Origin of the sequence: Mycobacterium europaeum, assembly GCF_002102155.1 — a bacterium.
Lineage (GTDB): Bacteria > Actinomycetota > Actinomycetes > Mycobacteriales > Mycobacteriaceae > Mycobacterium > Mycobacterium europaeum.
Genome location: NZ_LQOU01000015.1, coordinates 186,189 through 208,422, shown reverse-complemented (window position 1 = coordinate 208,422; position 22,234 = coordinate 186,189). Strand labels below are relative to the sequence as shown.

Here is a 22,234-nt window from a genome sequence, read left to right as displayed (position 1 = left end):
CTACCGTGATCGCGAGGGGGACAGGCCGCCCTCTTGCGGCGCCGGTCTCGCGGCCCGGGCCGATGGATCAACGGTGACCACGCGGTAGGTTGAACGCGGTCCCGGACGATCCGAGAGGAGACACCTTGCGTCACACCCCGGCCATGACCGAGGCCGACCGCACCTGGATGGTCGACACGCTGCTCGCGCTGCTACAGACGCCGAGTCCGGCGGGGCGGACGGACGCGGTGATGCAGCTCATCGGCGACATCTTCGACGACTTCGGCGTGCCGTTCTCGCTCACGCGCCGCGGCGCGCTGACCGCCGAACTGCCCGGAGAATCGGCGACCACCGACCGCGCGCTGGTGGTTCACGCCGACACGATCGGCTGTATGGTGCGCCGACTCAAGGACAACGGCCGACTCGAGGTGGTTCCGGTCGGCACGTTCTCGGCCCGGTTCGCCGCGGGCGCCCGGGTCCGCATCTTCTCCGATGACCCCGACGAATTCATCACCGGCACGGTGATGCCACTCAAGGCCAGTGGGCACGCGTTCGGTGACGAGATCGACCTGCAGCCCACCGATTGGGAACACGTCGAGGTCCGCGTCGACCGCAAGGTGTCCTCGCGGGAGGACCTGATCCGTCTCGGGCTGCAGATCGGCGACTTCGTCGCCTTCATCGCCAGCCCTGAACTGACCGCCGACGGCTACATCGTTTCCCGCCACCTCGACGGCAAGGCGGGTGTCGCGATCGCGCTCGCGCTGGCCAAGAATTTCGCCGAGAACAAACTGGTGTTGCCGCATCGCACCATGGTCATGATCACCATCACCGAGGAGGTCGGCCACGGGGCGAGCCACGGCCTGCCCGCTGATGTGGCCGAGTTGGTGTCGGTGGACAACGCGGTGTGCGCGCCGGGCCAGCACTCCATCGAGGATGGCGTGACGATCCCGATGGCCGACTTGCACGGGCCGTTCGACTACCACCTGACCCGGAAGTTGTGCCGGCTCGCCGATGAGCAGGGCATCCCGTACGCGCGCGACGTGTTTAGGTTCTACCGCTCAGACGCCGCGGCGGCGATCGAGGCGGGCGCGGGCACGCGGGCCGCGCTCGTGGGTTTCGGGCTCGACGGCAGCCACGGCTGGGAGCGCACGCATCTGGACTCGCTGCAGGCGGTGTACTGCCTGCTGCACTCCTGGCTGCAGACGCCACTGACCTTCGCCAAATGGGACGCCAAGCCGTCGGGCAAGCTGCGGGACTTCCCGTCGTCCAAACAGCCCGCGCCGAGCGAGCGGTGGGTGCCGCTGGCCCGCGGGGAGCACGATTCACCCGGCGAGGCGTCGCCGGGTTCGGTGTGGCCGCCCTCGGAGGGACCCCAGGCCTGAGGCGCGTCACCACAGCGCACTGTGGTTGACCAGCGCGTCGGCCACCAGACCGATGCCGAAGACCAGGAACAAGAGCCGCACCGACATCGGGCCGTAGCGCGTGAGGGCACGCACGAGGCTGCGCTGAATGCGCTTGGCTCGCATGGTTTTCCTCATCGAGAGGGCGAGGATCAGCAGCGGTGGGGAAAGCGCGATCGCCCAGTAGACCAAGATGATCAACGGCCAGAGCGGCGGCCTCGGGTGTAGGGCGACGAGCATGGTCAAGGCGGTGAGATAGGGGATGGCGGTTGGCGCTTGGCCGCTACCGACCGCCAACCCGAGGAATCCGAGCAACCACGGGCGCTGGCGCATCGCCGCCAGCGCCCAGCCGGGAGCCGATGATTGCGCGGTCAGCGGGAAGTAGGCCAGGCCGGCCAGCACCACGCCGAGCACCAGCTCGCCGCGAAAACGGATGGCCGGTGTCACGTGGAAGCCGACGGCGTGAGTCAAGAAGCTCAGACCCAGCACCGTGCACACCCCGAACGTGGTCGTCACGGCGAACACGCCCGCGACGAAGCTCAGGGCGCCCGGAACCGGCGATCGGCGACTCAACCGGCTGTCGAAGATGACCGCCGAAACCACACCCAGGTTGAGGACGTTCAACGAATCGAGAAACGCCAGGCCGGCAAGCGCCGGCACCAGAGCACCCACGTGCCAGAGCCCCGCTTACCGTGCGGTCTCGCGCGGCGCGCACATCCAAGCGGCGATCATGCTGCAGACAATACGAGGCAAAGACCCACCTGTCTGTCTGAGGCTGCGCGCCTCGGGCTGGGCGGATAGATCACCGCCGCGGTTCGTCTCGGTTTCGATCCGGTCACACGGCATGGGGCACCACGGATTTCGATGTCGCGCATTCGAGAATGCCAGACATGAGGCAGACCCCGGGGGCCGTCGGTGGCGCGTGAATTCTCCCGCCAGACCTTCCTTCGGGGTACCGCCGGAGCGTTGGTCGCCGGTGCGGTCCTGGGCCCGGGACGGGCGACGGCCGCCCCGAATCCCACCGGGTGGGAGGGTCTTTCCACCGCCATCGGTGGACAGGTGCTCCTGCCGGACCACGGCGCGTTCGGCGCAGCCAAGCAGGTCTTCAACACCAACTACAACGGCTCGACGCCCACGGCGATCGTCACCCCGACCTCGCCGGCGGACGTGCAGAAGGCCATGGCGTTCGCCGCGGCGCACAACCTGAAGGTGGCCCCGCGCAGCGGCGGGCATTCCTACATCGGCGCGTCCACGGCGAACGGCGTCATGGTGCTCGACCTGCGCCAGCTGCCGGGGGGAATCAACTACGACGCCGCCACCGGGCACATCACCGTGACGCCCGCGACGAGTCTGTACGCGATGCACGAGGCGTTGGCCGGCGCGGGCCGGGGCATCCCGACCGGCACCTGCCCGTCGGTCGGCGCCTCAGGGCATGCTCTGGGCGGGGGACTGGGCGCCAATTCCCGCCGCGCCGGTCTGCTCTGCGACCAATTGGTTTCGGCCTCGGTGGTACTGCCCGGTGGTCAGGCGGTGACCGCGTCCAACGCCAGCAACCCCGACCTGTTCTGGGGCTTGCGCGGTGGCGGCGGCGGCAACTTCGGCGTGACCACCTCGCTGACGTTTGCGACCTTCCCGACCACCGATCTCGACGTGGTGAACCTCAACTTTCCACCCGAGTCGTTTGCGCAGGTTCTGGTGGGTTGGCAGAACTGGCTACGCACCGCCGACCGGAACAGCTGGGCGCTGGCCGACGCCACCGTCGACGCGATGGGAACCCATTGCCGCATCATGACGACCTGCCCGGTCGGCTCCGGGAGCAGCGTCGGGGCCGCCATCACGAAAGCCGTTGGGGTGCAACCCTCGGCGACCGAAAACCACACCTTCAACTATCTGGATCTGGTGAGGTATCTGGCCGTCGGCAACCTCAACCCCTCACCACTCGGGTATGTCGGCGGATCCGACGTGCTGCCCGTCGTCAACGCGGCCACCGCCCAGGGGATCGCCAGGGCCGTCGAGGCATTCCCCCGCGGGGCCGGGCGCATGTTGGCGATCATGCACGCGCTCGACGGCGCCCTCGCCGACGTGGCGCCGGGCGCGACGGCATTCCCGTGGCGCCGGCAGTACGCACTGGTGCAGTGGTACGTCGAAACCGGCGATGCGGCGGCGGCGACCAACTGGCTCAGCACCGCACACCAAGCCGTGCAACCATATTCGGTCGGCGGTTATGTGAACTACGTCGAGGCGAGCCAGCCCGCGTCGCGGTATTTCAGCTCGAACCTGTCCCGGTTGACCGCCGTGCGCCAGAAATACGATCCCAATCGAATCATGTTCTCGGGACTCAACTTCTGACATTGCTCGAACGCGTGACAGCAATGACCGTCAGATGTGGTCGGCGAGTTCATCGAGTAGAGCGCGATTCAAAGCAAAGGCCACATTCACCTCGTCGACAATGCGATCGACGTCGTTCACTTTGAGGCCGAGTGCATCAAGGCGGACGCGGTAGGAGTCTTTGTACGGTTTGGCCCGCACCGGGAATTCGTAAAACGCGAGCCCGGCACCGCGAAGACCGAACTTGCGATCGAGGGCCTTACCGATGACCCGCCCGCCGGAAAGGTCTCCGAGATAGCGCGTGTAGTGGTGCGCCACCAGCGATCCACCCCACGTCAGGGTGGCGATTCGCTCGCCGTATGCCATCGCGGCGGGGGAGTCGACCTCGCGGGTGGCTCCGGGCCGCCAATGCTCGAGGTCGGCGTCGATGGCCCCGAGGCGCTCCAGCGCCGGGTCGTAGACGGCGGCGACCGTGGGGTCGTTGCGGCGGGCCCGGATGGCGTCTTCCAGGGCGGCGTAGACCACCCGTAACCGAAGCAGGTACTCGGAATAGCCGCGAGCGTTAACCCGGCCGGCGAGCAATTCGGATATGAAAGCGCTTTGCTCGGCGGCGACGTGCTCTGCCGCCGACCCGTCCTTCATCGCGACCGATAAGCGGCGGGGTGTCGAGTCGGCGATAGGGCGCATGTCCAGCTCAGCCTACCTTGGTGACTGGGGGGCCACGCCCCGGTACCGCGCTCGTGACGGCGCCGCGGTATTGGGGGACAAGGGGTTTGGTGCGTCGACCTAGCTCGAGGCGCTGAGGATCTTGATCGCGAAAACCAGCGAGTCGCCCGGCCGGATCCCCGCGCTGGGCTGACCGTTCGGGTAACCATCCGCCGGAGTCATCGCGACGGCCACCGTGGAGCCGACCTTCTGGCCCGCGATGGCCTTCTGGAAGCCCGGCACGACACCGTTGAGCGGGAAGTCGATGGGGGCGCCCCGCTGGTAGCTGCTGTCGAAGACGGACCCGTCACGTCCGTTGACACCCATGTAGCAGACGGAAACCGTGGCAGTGCCCGGCACCACCGGTCCGTTTCCGGCGTGCAGCGTATGGACCTGGGTCTGCGTGACGCTGAACGGCACCGTCACATCCACCCGAGGAGCCGTCGTATCCGTGGATCCGGTGACCGCGACGCTGCCGGTGGCGCCGGCAAGCGTCCAGTCGGGGGTTCCACCGCTCGGTGGTGCCGCGGTTGGGCACGAGCCGGCTGCGGTGGCGTCGTTCGACGCAGCGATCGCCAGGACGGTCGCCGCGACGCAGGCCGCGACGGAGGAATACACCAGGGAGGACTTCACGGGCGTCACGCTACAGCCCGTGATTGTGCGCGCCGCTGGTGCGGGCGGCCTTTTCGGGATTTCGTTATTCTTCAGGTTCGCGCCGCCGTGGACCCGGCAGTAATCGGCGGCCTGCGCTGAACGGAGCGAATGAAGTGCCCTCACCTCGCTGGCCGGCCCCGCTCGTCGTTTCCCTGATGTCCGGCGCCGCTCTGGTTGCCAACGCCGCGCACTCGGTCTATTGCCCCGGCAACGTGTGCGATGCCCCCACCCTTTGCGCCTGACGGCGCATCGGGCACAGAACGCCCTGTCGCGCTGGGCTGTCGCACGCTAGCGGCGCCCGGGTCCCGTCGGGCCACCGGCACCACTTCGGATCGCCGAAGCGGCTGACCGCACAAGGCAACGGGGGGCAAGGGGGCTTCCGGTCGAGCGACGACTGGCGAACACGCCAACATTGAGCAGAACCGCTCGTGGGCTGTGCCATGGCCATATCCTGCTTGCATCGCCACCCGACCGATCGAGGGCAACGTTGTCACTGACAAGAAGCCGACAAGCGCTGGTCGTGTTGGCGACTATCGGCCTTCTCGTGTTCGCGGCCATGTTGTTCGGCGCGGGCGGCGCCTCGCGTCGCGCGGTTATCGCGTCGGCGGGGACTGTCATCGGTGGCGCATTCGCCGCCGGATGTTCGATCAGCGCCGCCCGCAGATCTCGAGGCCGTCAACGGTTTGCGTGGACCGTCATGTCGATCGCCTTGGTCGGTTGGACGGCCGGCGAAGCGTTGTGGTGTTACGTCGCCCTGAATGGCGTGCTCTCGGCCGCGGATCTCTCGGCGGCCAACATCGGCTACCTCATTTTGCCGGTGTGCGCGATACTCGCCGCCTTTGCGATTCCCAGTGGGGACGATTCCCGATTCGGAATCGGCCTCGTGCTCGACGGCATCCTCATCACCGCGTCGCTGTTGGTTGTTTTCGTTCTCCTTCCGGTGGGTCACCCGGCGCGCCCCTCAGAGATGCTGAGCGTTCCGCGGATCCTGTTGGCAACTGCCGCGGGCGTCTATATGGGGCTGGTCGCCATGAGCTTCATCATCGCGAGGAGGGCCGAGGCGGGCCGCAAGCTTTCACCAACGCTGATGACGCTGGGCTGGGGAGTCATCGCGGCGGCCGGCATAGTCCACGTCTACCGGGATTACGCCGACCAGACACCCGACGACTTCGTCCTCCTCGGCTGGGCCGGCGGGATGTACTTCTTCGCACTGTCCGGAATCACTTCTCATCCAACGCCGGAACCCGACCTCGGGTTTTCGCGCCCCTCGTCGCGGGCGGCACTGTGGCTGCCGTACCTGGCGGTGCTGCTGGCCATCGTCGTTGGCGCTGTGCACTTTTGGCCCGCATACCGGGGCGAGGCCTTCATCTTCCTGGTGTGTGTGGTGCTATTCCTCACCACCCTCGTCCGCCACATCGCGCTGCTGGACCGAAAGCAGCGCTTGCTCGTCGCGATGTCTGACGCCGCACTGCGGGACCCGACAACTGGCTTGGCGAATCACCGACTCTTCGACGACCGCCTTGCGCACGCGCTGCGCTTACACGTTCACCACGGCGTACCCGTCAGCGTCCTTGCGGTGGGTGTAGACGATTTCAAGCTGGTCAACGACGCGCTCGGCGAGGACGTGGGCGACCAACTATTGCACGGCGTCGGCGAGCGGATCCAGGCCAACACCACCGACAGCCACACCGTTGCGCGGATCGGCGGCAACGAATTCGCCGTCTTGGTCGAAGACCGTCCCGACGCGGCCGCGCGAGTTGCCAACGAGCTGGCCCGATCGTTCCAGGAGCCCGTCGAGATCGACAATCACCGCCTGGACGTTCGCGTGAGCATCGGCGTGGCGTCGGCCGGAACAGGTACCACCGGCGCTCCGACATCGGGCGATCTCCTCAGGCAGGCCGAAGCGGCTCGCTCCCATGCCCAGCTGGCGAGCGCCAACAACGTGTGGACCTTCACCGCTGGGATGGACGCCGGGCTCGGCGAGTCCCCGGCATACGAGGGCGCCATCGCCCGACTGCAACTACTCGGAGAACTGCGACGCGCCATCGAGAACGGCTCGCTCACCCTGCTATACCAGCCGAAGTTCAGCATGTGGACCGGTTCCATCAGCGGGGTAGAGGCGCTCGTCCGCTGGCAGCACCCGCAATTCGGCGTGCTGGAGCCCGACAAGTTTTTGCCCCTCGCCCGCGAGCACGGGCTGATGGACGCCCTCACCGACCTGGTGCTCGCACGAGCCGTCGCTGATGCTGCCACCTGGTACCGGGCGAACGTCGCGATCCCGGTCGCGATCAATCTGGGGGCGCCCTCGGTCAACCAGGATTCGCTGCCCGATCGCATCATGTCCGTGCTCGACACCTACGCTATGTCTCCCAGTTCCCTCACGATCGAGATCACCGAGGAATTGGTCGTCGCCGACCTGGCGAAGGCACGCACAGTGCTCAATCGTCTTCGGGAGAACGGCATCCGGGTGGCGATCGACGACTTCGGCAGTGGCTACGCCACCCTGACGTATCTGCGTGAGCTGCCGGCCGATGAAGTCAAACTCGGCCATGAATTCATCGCACCGATCCTGCACGACGACCGCGCCGCCACCATCGTGCGCTCGGTGATCGAGTTGGCGTCGGGGTTCGGCATCACCACGGTTGCCGAGGGCGTCGAAGACTACGCAACGGCCCGGCGGCTCAGGGAATACGGTTGCGACGCCGTACAGGGAAACTTCTTCTGCCCGCCGCTACCAGCTTCCGAGATCCCGCGAGTCCCCGCGAACTCGACACTCGCGACGCAGTAGGTCGGCGCCTGCGCGTTGAGCGGGCTCTTGACCAGCATGCCGGGGCTCGGTTCGATGAGGATTAGCACGAGGGGAGGCCCACGATGAGGATGTTCGTTCGCCGGCTCGTCGTCGCCGCCGTGATCGCGTTCGCGTCGATGGCCGCCGTGACGATCGCGACGCCGGCGGTGAGTTCAGCCGACTGTGCGGACGGCGAGTGGTGGGATCCGACGGGAAAGGTTTGCCGGCCGCTCGGGGTCGGACCACAACCGTTGGCTTGTGAGCCGGGCCAGTGGTGGGACCCGACGGCTAACGTATGCCGGCCACTGGGCGTCGGGCCGCAACCGCTTGCGTGCGACAACGGCTGGTGGTGGGACCCGGGCGCCAACGAATGCCGTCCCCCCGTGGTGCCGCCGGCCGGCTAGAAAGCACATCGCTGCGGCAGATCACCCAAGGGACGTAAACCATCCTTCGCCAGGCATGGGCAACGATCCGAATCTGCTTGGCGCACAACACCTCTGAGGCGATAGGGTAGCCATGGCCACCACGCGCCTACCCGGTCGAATCGTTTTGCACCGCGTCGTCGGCGGCCAAGCCGCGCGCACGCTTGTTGGCGTACATTCGCTCGTCCGCCAGGCGCATGACGTCCTGCTCGCCGGCGGCAATCCCCGCGCTGAAGTCGACGGGGGCGCCGACCTCGGCCCACCGGCGGCGAAGCTTATCCAGGATCCGCCCGGCCTCGGCGCCGTCGGCGCCTATCAGCAGGAGCAGAAATTCATCACCGCCGATGCGGAAGATGATGTCGTCCTTGCGGGCCGATCGGCGCAGCGCGTCGGCGAAGGCGACCAGGACTGCATCGCCGGCTTCGTGGCCGTGGTGGTCGTTGTAGCGCTTGAAGTTGTCGAGATCGGCAAGCACTGCGGCGCATGTGCCGGCGTGCAACGAGAGCCGGTGTCCCAATGAGCTCCGGTTCAACAACTGGGTCAACGCGTCGGTCTGTGCGATGTCGCGCAGCAACAGGCTCTGCTCCACGAGCCGGGCAATGAGCCAGGCGGGCACCTCGGCGACAAGGACCCACATGATCGCGGCCAACACCACGGCCAGCGCCGAGCCCGGTAGGGGCTTCGCACAGCCCACCACAAACGCCGCGGCACCGAGTGGTAACAGGGCAAGTGAGCGCCAGCGCCGGCCGGTGAGGCCGAGGTAGGCGAATGTGATCGTGATCGTGCCCGGGAATTCGCGGGTGGCGGCGGGTTCGATCGCCCCGGCGAGGAGGGTGACGACGAGCGACGCCACCGGCCAGCCGACGAGCAAACCGCGGCGCCCTTCCCAGCCTCGGAGCCGGCCAATCAGCGCGACAAACGCCGCCGAGACGGCAGCGGCGCCCAGCAGCCAGTCCAGCGTAGGACCGCGACCAGCACTGGGGACACGCGTTCCGGCCGCGGCATAGAGTCCGAGCATCCCAACGAACGCCGTCAAGCCGAGCGCATGTAAACGCGGGGCTGACGGTTGAGGGTCGATGCGCCATGGCACGCGCTCAGGATAATGGCCGCACGACGTCGGAGGTGCGGAAAAGTACTGCGCCCTTACCTTTTCAAGCCATGACGAGCACGCGCACCACAGGACAAGCTGATGAGCCCATGCCCCGCATGGCGCTCGTATACGTGAAAGCCTGCGCGACGCCTACCCACAGCTGCTGAAAGCTATTTCTACGCAGAGGCTTTCATTCCCTAAGAGGTCGCTTCTCGCCCGCTGGTGAACTGCCGGACGAGCAGCTGGACACGTTCCGAGTCGTGACCGGGGCGTAGTCGGTCCGTACGCGTGAGGATGACCAGTCCGTGCAGCGCGGCCCACAACACTTCGGTGAGCGCATCGGCTTCCTGCTCGGCGGCGACCGGGCATATCGCGTGGCGCAGCTCGGCGAAGGCGGCCACCAGCTCAGGCGGTGTGTCGTCGGCGGCGAACCGCAGGGTGGTCGCGCGGGTGAACATCGCGTCGTATACCGCCGGGTTGCCGCGGGCGAAGCCGAGATAGGCGTGGGCGACCCGGATGAGGGCGTCGTCGGCCGCGCCGGCATCCGAGCGGGCGGCCTGAAGGGTGTCGGCGAGCTCGCCGAATCCGTCGACGGCGACCGCGTCCGCGATTTGTTCCATCCCGGCGAAGTGCTTGTACAACACGGGCTGGCTGTATTCAATCTCGGCCGACAACCGGCGGGTGGTGACGGCGTCCCACCCTTCGGCCTCGGCCAATCTGCGGGCCGTGGTGACGATCAGCCGCCGCCGGGCAGCTCGCTCGCGTTCACGACGATCCTCGATAGCCATCCCCGAATCGTATCAGTACTAGTAAATCTAGCATCGCTATTGACAGTGCTTAGTCCTCCGGTTAGCGTTGCTAGCAGTTGCCGGTGAGGGGAGCCAGGAAGTGGCCTTGGAAGTCGTCATTCGTGCAGCCACTGCTCGCGGTGCTGGGCACCGCGCTGGTCTACGGCACCGATGTGTTCTGCGCGATCGTGCTGCGGCCGGCCTTGACGTCGATCGACGACGATGCGTTGGTCGCGGTCATGGGGAGCGTGCATCGATACGGGGACCGGCGTACGGCGCTCTACACACAGGTGAGCGCTCCCATCAATCGACAACTGACGGCGGCCGCCGACGCCGGCCGACCACTCCCGAGTGGGCGTGTGCTGCAGGCGAAGTGGGACTCGATCATCAACGCCCGCGCGGTGCTGCAAGGCCTGGCAGTGGCCGCCCTGTGCGTGGCACTGATGGGCTGACGCCCCATCACCATGGCCACCCCGGAATTCACCGCCGACATGGCGGGCTTCGACGTCGGCGACATCGTCGATGTCGAGACGACACTGCTTGACCCGACATCGTTTTCACCAATCCACTGACGAACCCAGGAGCGCTCGACATGACCATCACCGTCATCGGCTACACCCTCGCCGGATTGCTTGCCGCGGGCATCATCTTCATCGGCGCACGCTTCCTCGTCGCGCCGCGCGTGGCCGCCGCGGGCTACGGGGTGCTACCCGATCTGGACCGGGCGGGCGCGGGCGCCTACTTGAGCGTCAAGGGCGTGCGCGACATCGCCGCCGGGCTGGTCGTCATCATCTTGATGGTTGCCGGCGCGACCCACCTGGTGGGCTGGGTGATGTTGGCGGCCACCATCATTCCGCTCGCCGACGCGGCCATCGTGTTGCGCAACGGTGGCCCCAAGTCCATCGCTTGGGGAGTCCACGGCGCCACCGCCGCCGTCATGCTCCTCACGACCGCACTGCTGCTCGCCCCCTAGGGCGCAAGACCCGCGGCGGTCCACGCAGTCGCGAGGACTAAGAAAATATGCCTATGGTATGAGGCCGCCCAGCGCTCATTGATAATGATAATCACTTTCAATTACCGTTCCTGCGACTTGTTCGACTCGTTCAGTCCAGGAGTTGCCGTGATGACGTTGGTCGCCACATCTCTGCCATTGCCGAGGCCGCGCGGCGCGGGCTTCCGCTGATGTCCGCACCCATCTGGATGGCTTTCCCGCCGGAGGCGCACTCGACGTTGCTCAGCAGCGGCCCCGGGCCGGCGTCACTGTTCACGGCGGCCGCAGCGTGGAGCGCTATGAGCGGCGAATATGCCTCGGCCGCAGAAGAACTCAGCGCCGTCCTGGCATCCACACAGTCCGGCGCATGGGAGGGGCCGAGCGCGGAGTCCTATACGGCGGCGCATGCCCCGTATCTGGCCTGGTTGGCCCAGGCCAGCGCGCACAGCGCTGCGGCCGCCGCACAGCTCGACACCGCGGGAACGGCCTACACCGCCGCGTTGGCGGCGATGCCGACGCTGCCGGAAATAGGCGCCAACCACGCCGTCCATGGCGCCCTGGTGGCAACGAATTTCTTTGGCATCAACACGATTCCGATCGCGGTCAACGAAGCCGACTACGTGCGGATGTGGGTGCAGGCGGCCAGCACGATGACGACGTATGAAGCCGTCTCCGCGGCGGCAGTGGCGGCCACGCCGCGGGCCGACCCGGCGCCGCCAATCCTGAACTCCGACGCTACCGCGGCCCACGACGAAGACGACGATCACCACGGTCATGAGCACGGGTTCGATAGCCCACTCAATCAGTTCGTCGCCCAGATCCTCCGCCTATTCGGGCTGGACTGGGATCCGGTCGAGGGGACGCTCAACGGGCTTCCATATGAGGCCTACACCAATCCGGGGGACTTGCTTTGGTGGGTAGTTCGAACGCTCGAACTCTTCTCGGACTTTCAACAGTTTGGTGCGTTGTTGCAGGAGAACCCGGCGGCGGCGTTCGAATTCATCACCAACCTTGTCCTGTTCGACTGGCCGACTCACCTGGCGCAGCTCGCCAGCTGGCTCCCGGCCCAGCCGCAGGTGCTGTTGGTGCCGATGCTTGTCGCGGTGGCTCCCCTCGGAGCGCTGACCGGATTTGTGGGACTGGCCGGGCTGGCGCCCCCGCCCACGCCCGTCGCAGCGCCGCCAGCCCCAACCACTGCGGCCGCACCCAGCCCGACGGCAGTACTCGGCACCGCCCCGATCGCCGCGTCCACGGCGGTCCCCGCGCCGGCATCCGCGCCGGTGCCCGGCCCGACGGCCAGCACGGTAGTCAGCCCGGCTCTGCCCACGCCGCCGGCCCCGGGCACTGCGCCGTTCATGCCGCCGTATGCCATTGCGCCACCCGGTATCGGGTTTGGCTCGGCAATGCGCACAAGCGCTGCCGCTGGCGCGAAAAGGTATGCCGCAGAGCCTGATTCCGCCACAGCCACCGCGACGTCGGCCGCGCGGAAGGGTGGACGGGTGCGTCGGCGCCAGCAGGCCCGGCAGCGCGGCCATGGCGACGAGTTCATGGACATGAACGTCGACGTCGATCCCGATTGGGATGGACCGTCGACCAGGGCGTCAGAACACGGCGCCGGAGATCTGGGATTCGCCGGAATCGCGCGCAACGAACCCAGTGCCGCGGCGGGACTGACGACCCTCGTGGACGATCAACTCGGGGGCGGGCCCAGCATGCCGATGGTCCCGGGCACGTGGGCCGCGGCGGACGGCGGAACCGCGCAGGACAACGAACGCTGAGCTCCCGTTGACGCTTACGCGTCAGTGCTCGTCGTAATGTCCCTCGTGTGCGGCGTGCCGACAGCCGTCATGCACGTAGTCGACGTGATCCCCATGGGGGATCGCGACGTGGCCACACCCGTCGCCGTGCCGATGATCGTGGTGTTCATGCACCGTGTGGCCGGCCGGCTCACATTCGTCGTAATGGCTCTCATGCTGCCGGTGAACATGACCGTCGTGGACGTAGTCGACGTGGTCACCATGCGGGACCGCGACGTGACCACATCCCGCGCCATGTTCGTGGTCGTGCTGAAGATGCTCGCTGTGCACTGTGCCGGTCATTGTTGTCATCACCGCCCGTACCGAAGTTGATTCGCGCGCTACTGGTGCGACCGAAAGCCCCACTGTAGCCCCGTACTCACGCAACACGCCAGACAATGGCCAGTCCATCTGCCCGGGGATGACCGGGCACGACATGACCGCGCTGTGGCAGTTGGCGCCAGAGGGAAGGGGAGGCCTTACGAAGTGCCGCTAGGCCGTTCGGCGCGGCGCGCGCTACCCCGCCGCGACGCCGAGGGGTGATCCCAAGCTCGCCGTGGGAACGCATCCGCTTGCCGTTACGGCAGTCAACGCGAGGATCACGGCAACGACGACCTTTGTGGCTAGGCGTGACATGACGACTCCGTTCATCCGGCCCCCGTCCGAACTGTAGACGGAACGGGCACCTATTTCAATAGCTATTGAAATAGGTGCGTGTTTGCGGGCATAGTTCCAAGAGCGCAGCCGCGAGGCGCGTCCATCGTGGTGAATGCGAACGAGGAGGGTAGTCACTTGACGTCCAAGCTTCCGCCGGTCAAGGTCGCGCGAGCGGTTGAACGGGTCCGCCACCGCCTGGTGCGGTTGCGCCAACGCTTCGCTCCGCCTGCGGCGGTGATGATGGAGTTGATCCTGAATGCGTGGGTGGCTCAAGCGATCACGTCTGCTGCGGATCTCGGCGTGGCGGATGCTCTGGCGGATGGCCCGCTGTCCGGCGAGCAGCTGGCGAACCGACTCGGTGCGGACCCCGACGCCCTGAGGCGGCTCATGCGCGCCCTGATCGGCATCGGGATTTTCCGTCGGCGCGGCGACGGGCGTTACGCACTCACGCCCCTCGCGGAGACCCTGCGCACCGACGCGCCCATCTCGATGGCCGGGATGGCGCGGTGGGTTGGATCGCCTCAGCATCGCGAACACTGGAGCCACCTGACCGACGCGATCCGAACCGGGAATCCGGTGCTCCCAGAGCTTCGCGGCAAATCGGTTTTTGAGTACCTGAGTGACGAAGTGGAGCTGGGGGAGATCTTCAACTCGGCCATGACCAATTTGTCTGAGTTTGCGACCGCGCCCCTGACCGCGGCCTACGATTTCGGTTCGTTCGGCACGATCGTCGATGTCGGCGGGGGACACGGTCGGCTGTTGGCGGCGATCCTGAAGACGGCTCGGAATTCGCGCGGCGTGCTGTTCGATCTTCCGAAGGTCGTGGCGGACGCCCCTGAATTACTTCGCAAGTACGGGGTCGACGACCGCGTCCGAATCGAAGAGGGTTCGTTTTTCGAATCCGTGCCGGAGGGCGGCGACGCGTATGTGCTCAAGAACGTCATCCACGACTGGCCCGACGAAGTCGCGGTGCGCATCCTGAAAAATGTCCGCACCGCGGCCCGTTCCGGCGCGCGACTGTTGCTCTGCGAGTTCGTCATTCCCGACCACGACCGCGACTTCCACGGCAAGTGGGTGGACATCGAAATGCTGGTCGTCGCCGGCGCGCGCGAACGCACCGCGGACGAATATGGTCGGCTGTTCAGCCAAGCCGGTTTCCGGTTGGACCGCGTCGTGGACACCGTATCGCCGCTCAGCATCGTCGAAGCGTCCGCGGTGTAGTCGCGGCTACTTCGGCGACGACAGATCCAGCCCCAGGTCCTCGGCCGGGACGGTCAAGAACCGGTGCACCGCAGGCCCCACCAGCCCCACCACCTCGTCGACCCCGAGCGTCGACAGAGGCGGCACGCGCATGATGTACCGCAGCATCGCAGTGCCGACAAGGTTGGTCGCGGCCAGCATCGCGCGCAGTCGCGCTTCTTCGCCGCCGCCCAGAGTGCTCGACACCGCCGTGAACAGATAATCGTGCAGGAAACCGCGAAACGCATCGTTGGCATCGCTGTTCGTCGTCGCGGACTGCACCATCGACGCCATGCTCGCGGCCGTATCGGGTTGCTCCCAGAGACCAAGGTAGGCCCGCACCACGCGGCAGCCCAAGTCGTCGTCCATTCGGGTGAGCTCAGTCGTCAGCAGGTCGGAGGGCAGCACCAACTTCATCGACTCGCGAAACAATGCCGCCTTCGAGCCGAAGAGATAGAGGACCATCGACGGGTCTACTCGCGCGTCGTCGGCGATCACCCGCAGCGTCGTCTTGTCATAGCCATGCATAGCGAACTGCCGCTTCGCCGCGCGCAGGACCGCGTCGCGCGATACCGGTTCGCCTTGGCGTCTACCGCGACGCTTCACGATCTCCCCAGGTGACGACATGGGCGAACCATATCATTTCAATCTCCATTGAAAAGCTGCCGCGTCGGCTGTACGCTGCCGGTGGAGTTATTCTATGGGCGTTGAAAAAAGTCCCGGATGGCTCTTGAATCGGCCGCCGCCGTCCGCGGAGAGGACTGACGAAATGGACTTCGCGTCGCTGCCTCCGGAGGTCAACTCCGGGCTGATGTACGCCGGACCCGGGGCGGGGCCGATGCTGGCGGCTGCGGCGGGCTGGGACGCGTTGGCCGCCCAATTGGAGGCCACCGCCAGCGGCTACGCGGCCGAGCTGGCCGGGCTGACCGGCCAGGCATGGTCCGGCCCCTCGTCGGTGCTGATGACGGCCGCGGCCACGCCCTATGTGGAGTGGCTGTCCAGCGGCGCCGGTCAAGCCGCGCAGACCGCCGCACAGGCCTACGCGGCGGCGGCAGCCTATGAGGCGGCGTTCGCGATGACGGTGCCCCCGCCGGTCATCGCGGCCAACCGGACGCAGTTGATGGTATTGGTCGCGACCAATTTCTTCGGGCAGAACGCCCCGGCGATCGCGGCGACTGAAGCCCAGTACATGGAGATGTGGGTGCAAGACGCCACGGCGATGTATGGCTATGCCGCTGCCGCCCAGACGGCGAGCACCTTGGCCCCGTTCGACGAGCCGCCGCAGACGACCAACCCGGCAGGGCAGGGCACCCAGGCCCAGACGGTGGTACAGGCCGCCGGCAACGCCACCGGCGCGACACATCAGGTGGCCTCGACCCACGCGACGATGCACACCTTCAGCTCCACCACGGCCGACACCGTCGGGCCCGTCGCCCCGGGCCAAACTGTCACCGTCGCCCCGGGAGACACCATCAGCGTCGGGGCCAATACCGGGATGTACGTCAACAGCGGCTCGATCACGATCACCGGCCCCGGCACCAACCTCATCAGCTTCGGCACCGTTATCGTCAACCCCGGCAGCACAGTTCATACGATCATCGACTGCTCCGAAGGCGGCGTTTTGATCCCCCAGGGCGTCGACGTCACCGCCGGCTCGAGTCCCATCGTCCTTGCCCCCGGATCGTTCCAGGAGGTTCTGGTCAGCCTCGTCAACGGCTCCGCCACACTCCCAGTCGTCGGCACTGAACAGGTCGCCATCCAGACCTTTGCAAACACCGCCACCGCCATCGCCGGCCCCGCCGGCGCGTCCATCACCAACGTCTTCGGGACCGTCACCGTCGCCACCGTCACGCCCATCCCTAGCTCGTCGAGCGCATTAGGCGCGCCCGCAGCGGTCGGCCTGGCGTCGCCGGGCCTCGCGGGTACCGCAGCAATTCAGCCTCAACTCAACGTGGATGGGCTGTTGGAATGGGTTCAAACCGTTGCCGGTGCCGACCTGGCAGTTGCCGGCTCAGGCTAGGCAAGCCGTGGTAGGCCGCGGCATGGACGAACCTGCCAACCCCCGTGTGGGTTGGCAGTTCCACCCCTCGTCCGGTGTCGGCGCGCCGTCAGGGGGAGCAGGGCAGGCGATCTCGCTTGGGTCGCTGTCCGTGCCCCCGTCCTGGACGCCGATCGCCTCGGTGCTCGGATCAGCCACGCGGGCATCGGCTTTCACGATTGATGCCGCCGATCCGGTCGTTCCGGAGAGGTTGCCGGGACGCACCTTCCAGCAGACGCTGATGGCAATGGTGACCGGATGCGATTGGCTCACTGCGCGGATGACGGCGCCGGGAAATGGCACTTCTCCCGATAACTCAGGGGAGAGGGATTCGCCTGATGATCGGCACCGGAAACCTGTTTGTGTGCAACCGGATTAAGCCTTGCACGCCCAACGTCTGCGATTCCGCCGCGTTACCGGACTACACGGGGTCGGGCGGGTCCCGTCGGTGGGGACCGCCGGACGGGTGGTCTTGCGGTTGCAACCGCATGCAGTAATCGTGCGATAACGGTCCAGCCACCGGAGTGTTCTGTCAGGATATGGAGCGTCAACGCCGCGGGCTGGAGGGGGCGCGTTGCCGTTTGGGAGTCGCCACCTGTGTCGCGGGCTATCCGCGGTCGTCGTCGCCGCGGCGGGGTTCAACGCGCTCGGGCTGTGGGGAGTAGCGACGGCGCAACGCGTGCAGTTTGTCCTCGAAGCAACGATCTGTTTCGGCGCGTTACTCGTTGGGCTTGTCGTCACGCGCCGGGTGACCGGCCTGTGGCGGTGGTGGCGGGTAGCGCTCCTCGTGGCGATCGCTACCTTTTTGACCGCCGAGTTTCTTTCATGGCTGGCTCGCGCCGAGGACCGCGGGGCAGCCGCGCCGCAATCCGCCGTCATCGGCTACTTCCTCGCCGGACTGTTGTTCGGCACCGCGATGGTCCTTCTCGTGCGTGCCGGGAGCCATGTCGACGACAGAACATGGATACGGATTTGGCCGGGGGTCATCACCACCGTCCTCGATGGCTTGCTGGTGACCCTGGCGTTTTGCCACTTGGTGTACGTCGCCCGCCTGGGCGCCATGGATGGTGCCGCGTTGCCGCGGTCGACGAATTCCGCAGTCGTCTACGGCATCGCCGCTGTCGAGCTCGTCGTGGTGGTGGCCGCAGTTCTTGTTGCGATGTGGTATCCGCCGTATCGGCCGGGCCGGGCGAACTACATGCTGCTTGCAGCCGCGGTGATTACCCTCACCTCCTCGGACAGGCTGCTGGCCTACCTCCGAAGCGTCGGAGTGACGACGCTGGACCTGTGGGTCGGCACCGGATTCGTCATCGCTCCGGTTTTGATCACGTGCAGCCTGCTTGAACTGCCGCCGCGGCCCCGACCACCCCATGACGAGATGGAGCAACCCACCAACTGGGCGCAGCTGACCCTGCCCTACGTGGGCTTCATGGGCAGCACCGCTCTCCTCGCGTTCCACGTGCTCATCGGCCGAATGGTCGACCCGATCTTCGTCAGCACTTATCTGGCGATGGCGCTGCTGGTCGCGACCCGCTACCTGGTGGCGATGCGTGTGCAGCGGATGTTGACCGAACAGCTCGTCGAGGCCAAGCGGCGACTTGCACACCAGGCCCAACACGATGCATTGACCGGACTTCCGAATCGATTGTTGTTGGCGCAACGGCTGGACGAAGCGATACGCGAGGGGCCGTTCGTCTTGATCTTCGTCGACATCGACGACTTCAAAGAGGTCAATGACCGATTCGGGCACGCCGCCGGCGACGAGCTGCTGTGCGCGATCAGCGAGCGCCTAGGGCGTTGCCTCCGCCCCGGTGACACGCTGGCGCGCATCGGGGGAGACGAGTTCGCCATCCTGATCCCAGGTGGTGTCGAGGCACCCGAGATCTTCGCCGACACGCTACGGGTGGCGTTACGGAGCCCGTTCTCGGTGCAGGGGAGTTCGGTGCGGGTGCGCGCCAGCATGGGCCTGGTCAGTCCCGATTGTGACGGTCTCCCGCCGACGTCTGACGACCTGCTCAGGCAGGCCGACATCTCGATGTACACGGGTAAGCGGCTGGGCAAGGACACCGCCGTCGTTTACCACCCGGCATTCACCGTGTCGGAAGATTTTTCGACGGCGCTCCGGCACGCGAAAGGGCGCATTCCGGAGGGCTTTCGGCTGAAGTATCAGCCCGTGGTGTCCCTCCCACAAGGCCCCCCGGTCGCGGTAGAGGCGCTTGCCCGGTGGACAACACCGAGCGGGATCCAGATTCCTCCCCAGACATTCGTCTCCCTGGCCGAAGCGAATGGCATGGGGGCACAACTCGATGCGATGGTGCTCGATCTGGCCTGCGCGGAGATCCAGGCCGCGGGACTCGGTCTGGACCTCCACATCAATGTCGGTGCCGCGCGACTTGGCAGCGTTGAATTCGAACATGTCATCAGCCGCACGCTGGCGAAACACCGCTTATCGCCGCGCCGGCTCGTCCTGGAAATCACCGAGACGGTTCCCGTTGTCGACCTCGCCGACGGCGCGGCCGCGATCAGACGATTGTCCGAATTGGGCATCAGGGTGGCCTTGGACGACTTCGGCGCGGGCTACAACTCGCTGACCTACCTTCACGAATTGCCCGTGCAAATCGTGAAGCTCGACCGCGGCCTCGCAGTGGGCGTCGAGCCGGGTCGAAACCTGACCTTGTACCGGTCGGTCATCGGCTTGTGCGAGGCGCTGGGGCTCAACGTGATCGCCGAAGGCATAGAAACAGCCGAGCAGGCCGAGACGGTTTTCAAAGCCGGATGCGCATTGGCACAAGGTCACCTGTTCGGGCCAGCGTCCGAGCTCGTCGATATCGCCACACCTTCTACCGCCAAGTAGCCACCCGGACAACATCTACGGCACCGACCCCTCGGAGACTTCGTGATCGACCGGGGCGTATCAGCGGCAACCCCGCTCTTTCAGACATTGGGTCCGACATTGAATATCGCCTGGGTTGGGTTGCACGGTCGGTATCGTAAAACTCCCAACCCGCACACGCCGCTCGGAACGGGAGTGAATGTGGACAGCCTGGTTCAGGCACTCGCCGCGTCGATGGACTCAGTGTCATTGATGGGACGCATTGCTGAGCAGGCTTGTGCGTTTATGGAAAAAGCCGATGGGGCGGCCGTCACGCTACTTCGTGCCTCCGATAACGCGTACGTGACCGTCTCTGGACACGGCGTGCTAGCGACGACACCGGGATTCGTGGTTCCCAAACGGAGCAGTTTTCAGGGCCTCGCGGCGCGGGAAAAACACCCGAAGGTGATTGACGATGCCTGGGTGGACCGACGGCTGTCGGCACGTGTTCGAGCGATGAACAAACAGTGGGGCACCCGGTCGTGGGCGGCGATTCCCCTGATGTACAACGACGACGCCATCGGTTCACTGCTGCTGGCCGCGACAGCCACCGGTGCCTTCACTGACACAGACGTCGACGCGATGCTCGATATCAGTGAGTTCGTTTCCGCCGTGATCGGCGCCCAGTCCCAACTGTCCACGCTGCTGACCCACGTCATGAGCGACAGCGACGATCACGGGCAACGCGCCCTTACGGCGCGATTCATCGCCTCGGTGATGCTGCCCGAAGCAGTGGAGACCGAGAGGCTGCAAGATCGACTGGACGCAGCATTGGCGTGGCCGGACGCTCTCAGCGCGGTCTTTCAACCCATCGTCCATCTGGCAAGCGGTACGACGATTGCCTACGAAGGGTTGATCCGCTTTCCCGCATCGTCGGAGTTGACCCCCACGCAATGGTTCAGCGTTGCCCGGCGTCTAGGCCGAGGTATCGAATTAGAACATGCCGCGTTGTCCACCATCCTCAACGCTGCCGGCGGCATCCCCGATGATTGCCCACTCGCGGCCAACCTGAGCCCGAGCGCCGCACTCGAGCCGACGATTCAAGACGTGCTTACAGCCCAGGACCGGGCGCTGGTCGTGGAAATCACTGAGCACGAACCGTTTCCCGATGACCTCGGCCCGGGCCTGAGGCATCTGCGTGATCGCGGGATACGCGTGGCAGTCGACGATGCGGGCGCCGGATATGCCAGCTTCGCCCAACTGCTGCGGTTACATCCAGACATGATCAAGATCGACGGGGAGTTGATCGCTGGAATCGACCACGATCCCGTCAAGCGTGCGTTGGCGACCGCACTGAACTCGCTGGCATCCGAGCTGCACGCAAAATTGGTGGCCGAAGCGGTGGAGACACCCGGCCAGCTGCAGACCCTGATTCGTCTCGGTATCGAATACGGCCAAGGCTTTCACCTGGGGCTACCTCAATCAGGCGCTCGGCCATACCGAGACGGCCGCGATTGAACTCGACCGACTCAGCGTCGGGATCTACCACCGCCTTCGGCGACATTCACCGCCAGGGAGCGCCAGGGCGATTCGACGGGGGAGCCATGCCCGCCGACCGGTAGCGTTGCGCGGCATGTACGAGTCCGTCGTCGTTACGGTCAAACCCGGCAGTCGCAAGGGGCCCCTGGTCGAGGTCGGCCCGGATGGTCAGCTGACCATCTACGTTCGGGAGCCAGCGGTTGACGGCAAGGCCAACGATGCTGTCGCCCGGCTACTGGCGGCCCACCTTCAATTGCCAAGAAGCCGAGTCGAATTGATATCCGGAACGACGTCACGGCTCAAACGTTTCCGGGTGAGCCGTTGATCGATGTCGGGCGACCGGGCCCGTCGCCCGCCACGCCATATGACGGTGTCGATTCCGTCTGGCGACCAATGCTTTTCCGCCCTGGCCAATCGCTTTGATGCGCATCATCGCAGTGCGAGACCATCACCACGTCGATTCGCTCGTTGGAGGGTATGCCGCTCAGCTGTACGGTTCCGGGTCGGCCGACCTACGGCATCAATGTCGCCCCTTCGACAGCGGCGCCGTCAGCCGAGAATGGTTGGCGCGGAGCACGACTCTGTGCTGCGACCGTTAAGGATCGTTACCGCAATCGTGATTTTCGCACTCGTATCATTGGATTGACGAGAAGTCGGAAGCTTTCGACGCAACTAACGCCGATCGGCGTCCGGAAGCCTGGGGGGCTGATATGACCACCGCAATCGCCGCGCACGAGCCAATCGAGAAAGACGCGTCCCACGCGCACGACGATTTCACTTTGGCGGTTGCCAGAGTCAACGGCATTGCCTGGCGAGGGGACACCGTTCTCGCCGAATTGAAGCCGCGCTGGCGCGCCACGGAAGAAGAGATCGTCCGCGCGGCGATCACGGTGATTTTGGTAGCCCTCGTGGCGGTGATCGGCGTCGCCGCGGGCGCGATCTTGACGATGGGCTAGCAGCGGACACGGCGCGTCGCCTTGAGGCCGCACGAGGGGATTCGTTCAGAGA

At 66.1% G+C, this 22,234-nt stretch carries 21 protein-coding genes; 14 read left to right on the top strand and 7 right to left on the bottom strand.

The window, feature by feature from the left end; all coding sequences use genetic code 11:
• Positions 1 to 125: 125 nt before the first annotated feature.
• Positions 126 to 1,361: an osmoprotectant NAGGN system M42 family peptidase gene (locus tag AWC03_RS07945; RefSeq protein WP_090422104.1), complete on the top strand. Its 1,236-nt coding sequence runs from the start codon at positions 126 to 128 to the stop codon at positions 1,359 to 1,361.
• Positions 1,362 to 1,367: 6 nt separating this feature from the next.
• On the opposite strand, the gene AWC03_RS07940 is transcribed toward AWC03_RS07945, so the two are convergent.
• Complete coding sequence (locus tag AWC03_RS07940) at positions 1,368 to 2,051, bottom strand: GAP family protein (protein ID WP_085239955.1); 684 nt, start codon at positions 2,049 to 2,051, stop codon at positions 1,368 to 1,370.
• A 243-nt stretch (positions 2,052 to 2,294) separates the two neighbouring features.
• On the opposite strand from AWC03_RS07940, the gene AWC03_RS07935 reads away from it, so the two are divergent.
• Positions 2,295 to 3,728, top strand: coding sequence for an FAD-dependent oxidoreductase (locus AWC03_RS07935; RefSeq protein ID WP_085239954.1), 1,434 nt, complete (start codon positions 2,295 to 2,297; stop codon positions 3,726 to 3,728).
• Between the two features lie 30 nt (positions 3,729 to 3,758).
• Here the strand turns inward: AWC03_RS07935 and AWC03_RS07930 are convergent, their stop codons facing one another.
• Together AWC03_RS07930 and AWC03_RS07925 are read right to left on the bottom strand one after the other, a co-directional pair.
• Positions 3,759 to 4,394, bottom strand: coding sequence for a biliverdin-producing heme oxygenase (locus tag AWC03_RS07930; protein WP_085239953.1), 636 nt, complete (start codon positions 4,392 to 4,394; stop codon positions 3,759 to 3,761).
• A gap of 99 nt (positions 4,395 to 4,493) precedes the next feature.
• Positions 4,494 to 5,045 (bottom strand): FKBP-type peptidyl-prolyl cis-trans isomerase, encoded by a 552-nt coding sequence (locus tag AWC03_RS07925; protein ID WP_244275283.1) that lies wholly within the window; start codon positions 5,043 to 5,045, stop codon positions 4,494 to 4,496.
• Positions 5,046 to 5,763: 718 nt separating this feature from the next.
• Between AWC03_RS07925 and AWC03_RS07920 the strand changes: the two genes are divergently transcribed.
• A complete protein-coding gene (locus AWC03_RS07920) occupies positions 5,764 to 7,854 on the top strand; it encodes a putative bifunctional diguanylate cyclase/phosphodiesterase (RefSeq protein WP_158089956.1) in 2,091 nt (696 codons plus the stop codon).
• An 83-nt stretch (positions 7,855 to 7,937) separates the two neighbouring features.
• Positions 7,938 to 8,258: a hypothetical protein gene (locus AWC03_RS07915; RefSeq protein ID WP_085239950.1), complete on the top strand. Its 321-nt coding sequence runs from the start codon at positions 7,938 to 7,940 to the stop codon at positions 8,256 to 8,258.
• 127 nt (positions 8,259 to 8,385) lie between these two features.
• Here AWC03_RS07915 and AWC03_RS07910 read toward each other — a convergent pair whose 3' ends face one another.
• Together AWC03_RS07910 and AWC03_RS07905 are read right to left on the bottom strand one after the other, a co-directional pair.
• Positions 8,386 to 9,366 (bottom strand): GGDEF domain-containing protein, encoded by a 981-nt coding sequence (locus AWC03_RS07910; protein ID WP_090422114.1) that lies wholly within the window; start codon positions 9,364 to 9,366, stop codon positions 8,386 to 8,388.
• 197 nt (positions 9,367 to 9,563) lie between these two features.
• Positions 9,564 to 10,154 carry a TetR/AcrR family transcriptional regulator gene (locus tag AWC03_RS07905; RefSeq protein WP_085239948.1) on the bottom strand — a complete coding sequence of 197 codons (591 nt, stop codon included), beginning with the start codon at positions 10,152 to 10,154 and terminating at the stop codon, positions 9,564 to 9,566.
• 122 nt (positions 10,155 to 10,276) lie between these two features.
• On the opposite strand from AWC03_RS07905, the gene AWC03_RS07900 reads away from it, so the two are divergent.
• From AWC03_RS07900 to AWC03_RS07885, 3 genes are all read left to right on the top strand, one after another.
• The gene (locus AWC03_RS07900; RefSeq protein WP_142278343.1) at positions 10,277 to 10,606 is read left to right on the top strand and encodes a hypothetical protein; all 330 of its coding nucleotides are present in this window, start codon (positions 10,277 to 10,279) and stop codon (positions 10,604 to 10,606) included.
• Between the two features lie 140 nt (positions 10,607 to 10,746).
• Entirely contained in the window at positions 10,747 to 11,127 is a 381-nt protein-coding gene (locus tag AWC03_RS07890; protein WP_085239947.1) for a DUF4267 domain-containing protein, read from the top strand.
• A 209-nt stretch (positions 11,128 to 11,336) separates the two neighbouring features.
• Positions 11,337 to 12,923 carry a PPE family protein gene (locus AWC03_RS07885; RefSeq protein ID WP_085239946.1) on the top strand — a complete coding sequence of 529 codons (1,587 nt, stop codon included), beginning with the start codon at positions 11,337 to 11,339 and terminating at the stop codon, positions 12,921 to 12,923.
• A gap of 21 nt (positions 12,924 to 12,944) precedes the next feature.
• Here the strand turns inward: AWC03_RS07885 and AWC03_RS27800 are convergent, their stop codons facing one another.
• The gene (locus tag AWC03_RS27800; RefSeq protein ID WP_085239945.1) at positions 12,945 to 13,244 is read right to left on the bottom strand and encodes a hypothetical protein; all 300 of its coding nucleotides are present in this window, start codon (positions 13,242 to 13,244) and stop codon (positions 12,945 to 12,947) included.
• A 489-nt stretch (positions 13,245 to 13,733) separates the two neighbouring features.
• Between AWC03_RS27800 and AWC03_RS07875 the strand changes: the two genes are divergently transcribed.
• Entirely contained in the window at positions 13,734 to 14,819 is a 1,086-nt protein-coding gene (locus AWC03_RS07875; protein ID WP_085239944.1) for a methyltransferase, read from the top strand.
• Positions 14,820 to 14,825: 6 nt separating this feature from the next.
• Here the strand turns inward: AWC03_RS07875 and AWC03_RS07870 are convergent, their stop codons facing one another.
• A complete protein-coding gene (locus AWC03_RS07870; RefSeq protein WP_085239943.1) occupies positions 14,826 to 15,464 on the bottom strand; it encodes a TetR/AcrR family transcriptional regulator in 639 nt (212 codons plus the stop codon).
• Positions 15,465 to 15,606: 142 nt separating this feature from the next.
• On the opposite strand from AWC03_RS07870, the gene AWC03_RS28290 reads away from it, so the two are divergent.
• From AWC03_RS28290 to AWC03_RS07840, 6 genes are all read left to right on the top strand, one after another.
• Positions 15,607 to 16,857, top strand: a complete 1,251-nt coding sequence (locus AWC03_RS28290) for a PPE family protein (RefSeq protein WP_142278342.1) — start codon at positions 15,607 to 15,609, stop codon at positions 16,855 to 16,857.
• Positions 16,793 to 17,254 (top strand): PE/PPE C-terminal domain-containing protein, encoded by a 462-nt coding sequence (locus AWC03_RS28285; RefSeq protein ID WP_085239942.1) that lies wholly within the window; start codon positions 16,793 to 16,795, stop codon positions 17,252 to 17,254. The genes AWC03_RS28290 and AWC03_RS28285 overlap by 65 nt, the downstream gene beginning before the upstream one ends.
• A gap of 195 nt (positions 17,255 to 17,449) precedes the next feature.
• The gene (locus tag AWC03_RS07855; RefSeq protein ID WP_085239941.1) at positions 17,450 to 19,729 is read left to right on the top strand and encodes a putative bifunctional diguanylate cyclase/phosphodiesterase; all 2,280 of its coding nucleotides are present in this window, start codon (positions 17,450 to 17,452) and stop codon (positions 19,727 to 19,729) included.
• Between the two features lie 42 nt (positions 19,730 to 19,771).
• Complete coding sequence (locus tag AWC03_RS07850; protein ID WP_142278341.1) at positions 19,772 to 21,205, top strand: sensor domain-containing phosphodiesterase; 1,434 nt, start codon at positions 19,772 to 19,774, stop codon at positions 21,203 to 21,205.
• A 115-nt stretch (positions 21,206 to 21,320) separates the two neighbouring features.
• Positions 21,321 to 21,551, top strand: coding sequence for a DUF167 domain-containing protein (locus AWC03_RS07845; protein ID WP_085239981.1), 231 nt, complete (start codon positions 21,321 to 21,323; stop codon positions 21,549 to 21,551).
• Positions 21,552 to 21,936: 385 nt separating this feature from the next.
• Positions 21,937 to 22,182: a hypothetical protein gene (locus tag AWC03_RS07840; protein ID WP_085239939.1), complete on the top strand. Its 246-nt coding sequence runs from the start codon at positions 21,937 to 21,939 to the stop codon at positions 22,180 to 22,182.
• Positions 22,183 to 22,234 lie beyond the last annotated feature (52 nt).

Bases quoted from the DNA above. Each gene is read 5' to 3' on its own strand.
- AWC03_RS07930 (WP_085239953.1), bottom strand. From the start codon at position 4,394: ATGCGCCCTATCGCCGACTCGACACCCCGCCGCTTATCGGTCGCGATG.
- AWC03_RS07920 (WP_158089956.1), top strand. From the start codon at position 5,764: ATGTCGATCGCCTTGGTCGGTTGGACGGCCGGCGAAGCGTTGTGGTGT.
- AWC03_RS07915 (WP_085239950.1), top strand. From the start codon at position 7,938: ATGAGGATGTTCGTTCGCCGGCTCGTCGTCGCCGCCGTGATCGCGTTC.
- AWC03_RS07905 (WP_085239948.1), bottom strand. From the start codon at position 10,154: ATGGCTATCGAGGATCGTCGTGAACGCGAGCGAGCTGCCCGGCGGCGG.
- AWC03_RS07890 (WP_085239947.1), top strand. From the start codon at position 10,747: ATGACCATCACCGTCATCGGCTACACCCTCGCCGGATTGCTTGCCGCG.
- AWC03_RS07885 (WP_085239946.1), top strand. From the start codon at position 11,337: ATGTCCGCACCCATCTGGATGGCTTTCCCGCCGGAGGCGCACTCGACG.
- AWC03_RS27800 (WP_085239945.1), bottom strand. From the start codon at position 13,244: ATGACCGGCACAGTGCACAGCGAGCATCTTCAGCACGACCACGAACAT.
- AWC03_RS07870 (WP_085239943.1), bottom strand. From the start codon at position 15,464: ATGTCGTCACCTGGGGAGATCGTGAAGCGTCGCGGTAGACGCCAAGGC.
- AWC03_RS28290 (WP_142278342.1), top strand. From the start codon at position 15,607: ATGGACTTCGCGTCGCTGCCTCCGGAGGTCAACTCCGGGCTGATGTAC.
- AWC03_RS28285 (WP_085239942.1), top strand. From the start codon at position 16,793: ATGGGCTGTTGGAATGGGTTCAAACCGTTGCCGGTGCCGACCTGGCAG.
- AWC03_RS07845 (WP_085239981.1), top strand. From the start codon at position 21,321: ATGTACGAGTCCGTCGTCGTTACGGTCAAACCCGGCAGTCGCAAGGGG.
- AWC03_RS07840 (WP_085239939.1), top strand. From the start codon at position 21,937: ATGACCACCGCAATCGCCGCGCACGAGCCAATCGAGAAAGACGCGTCC.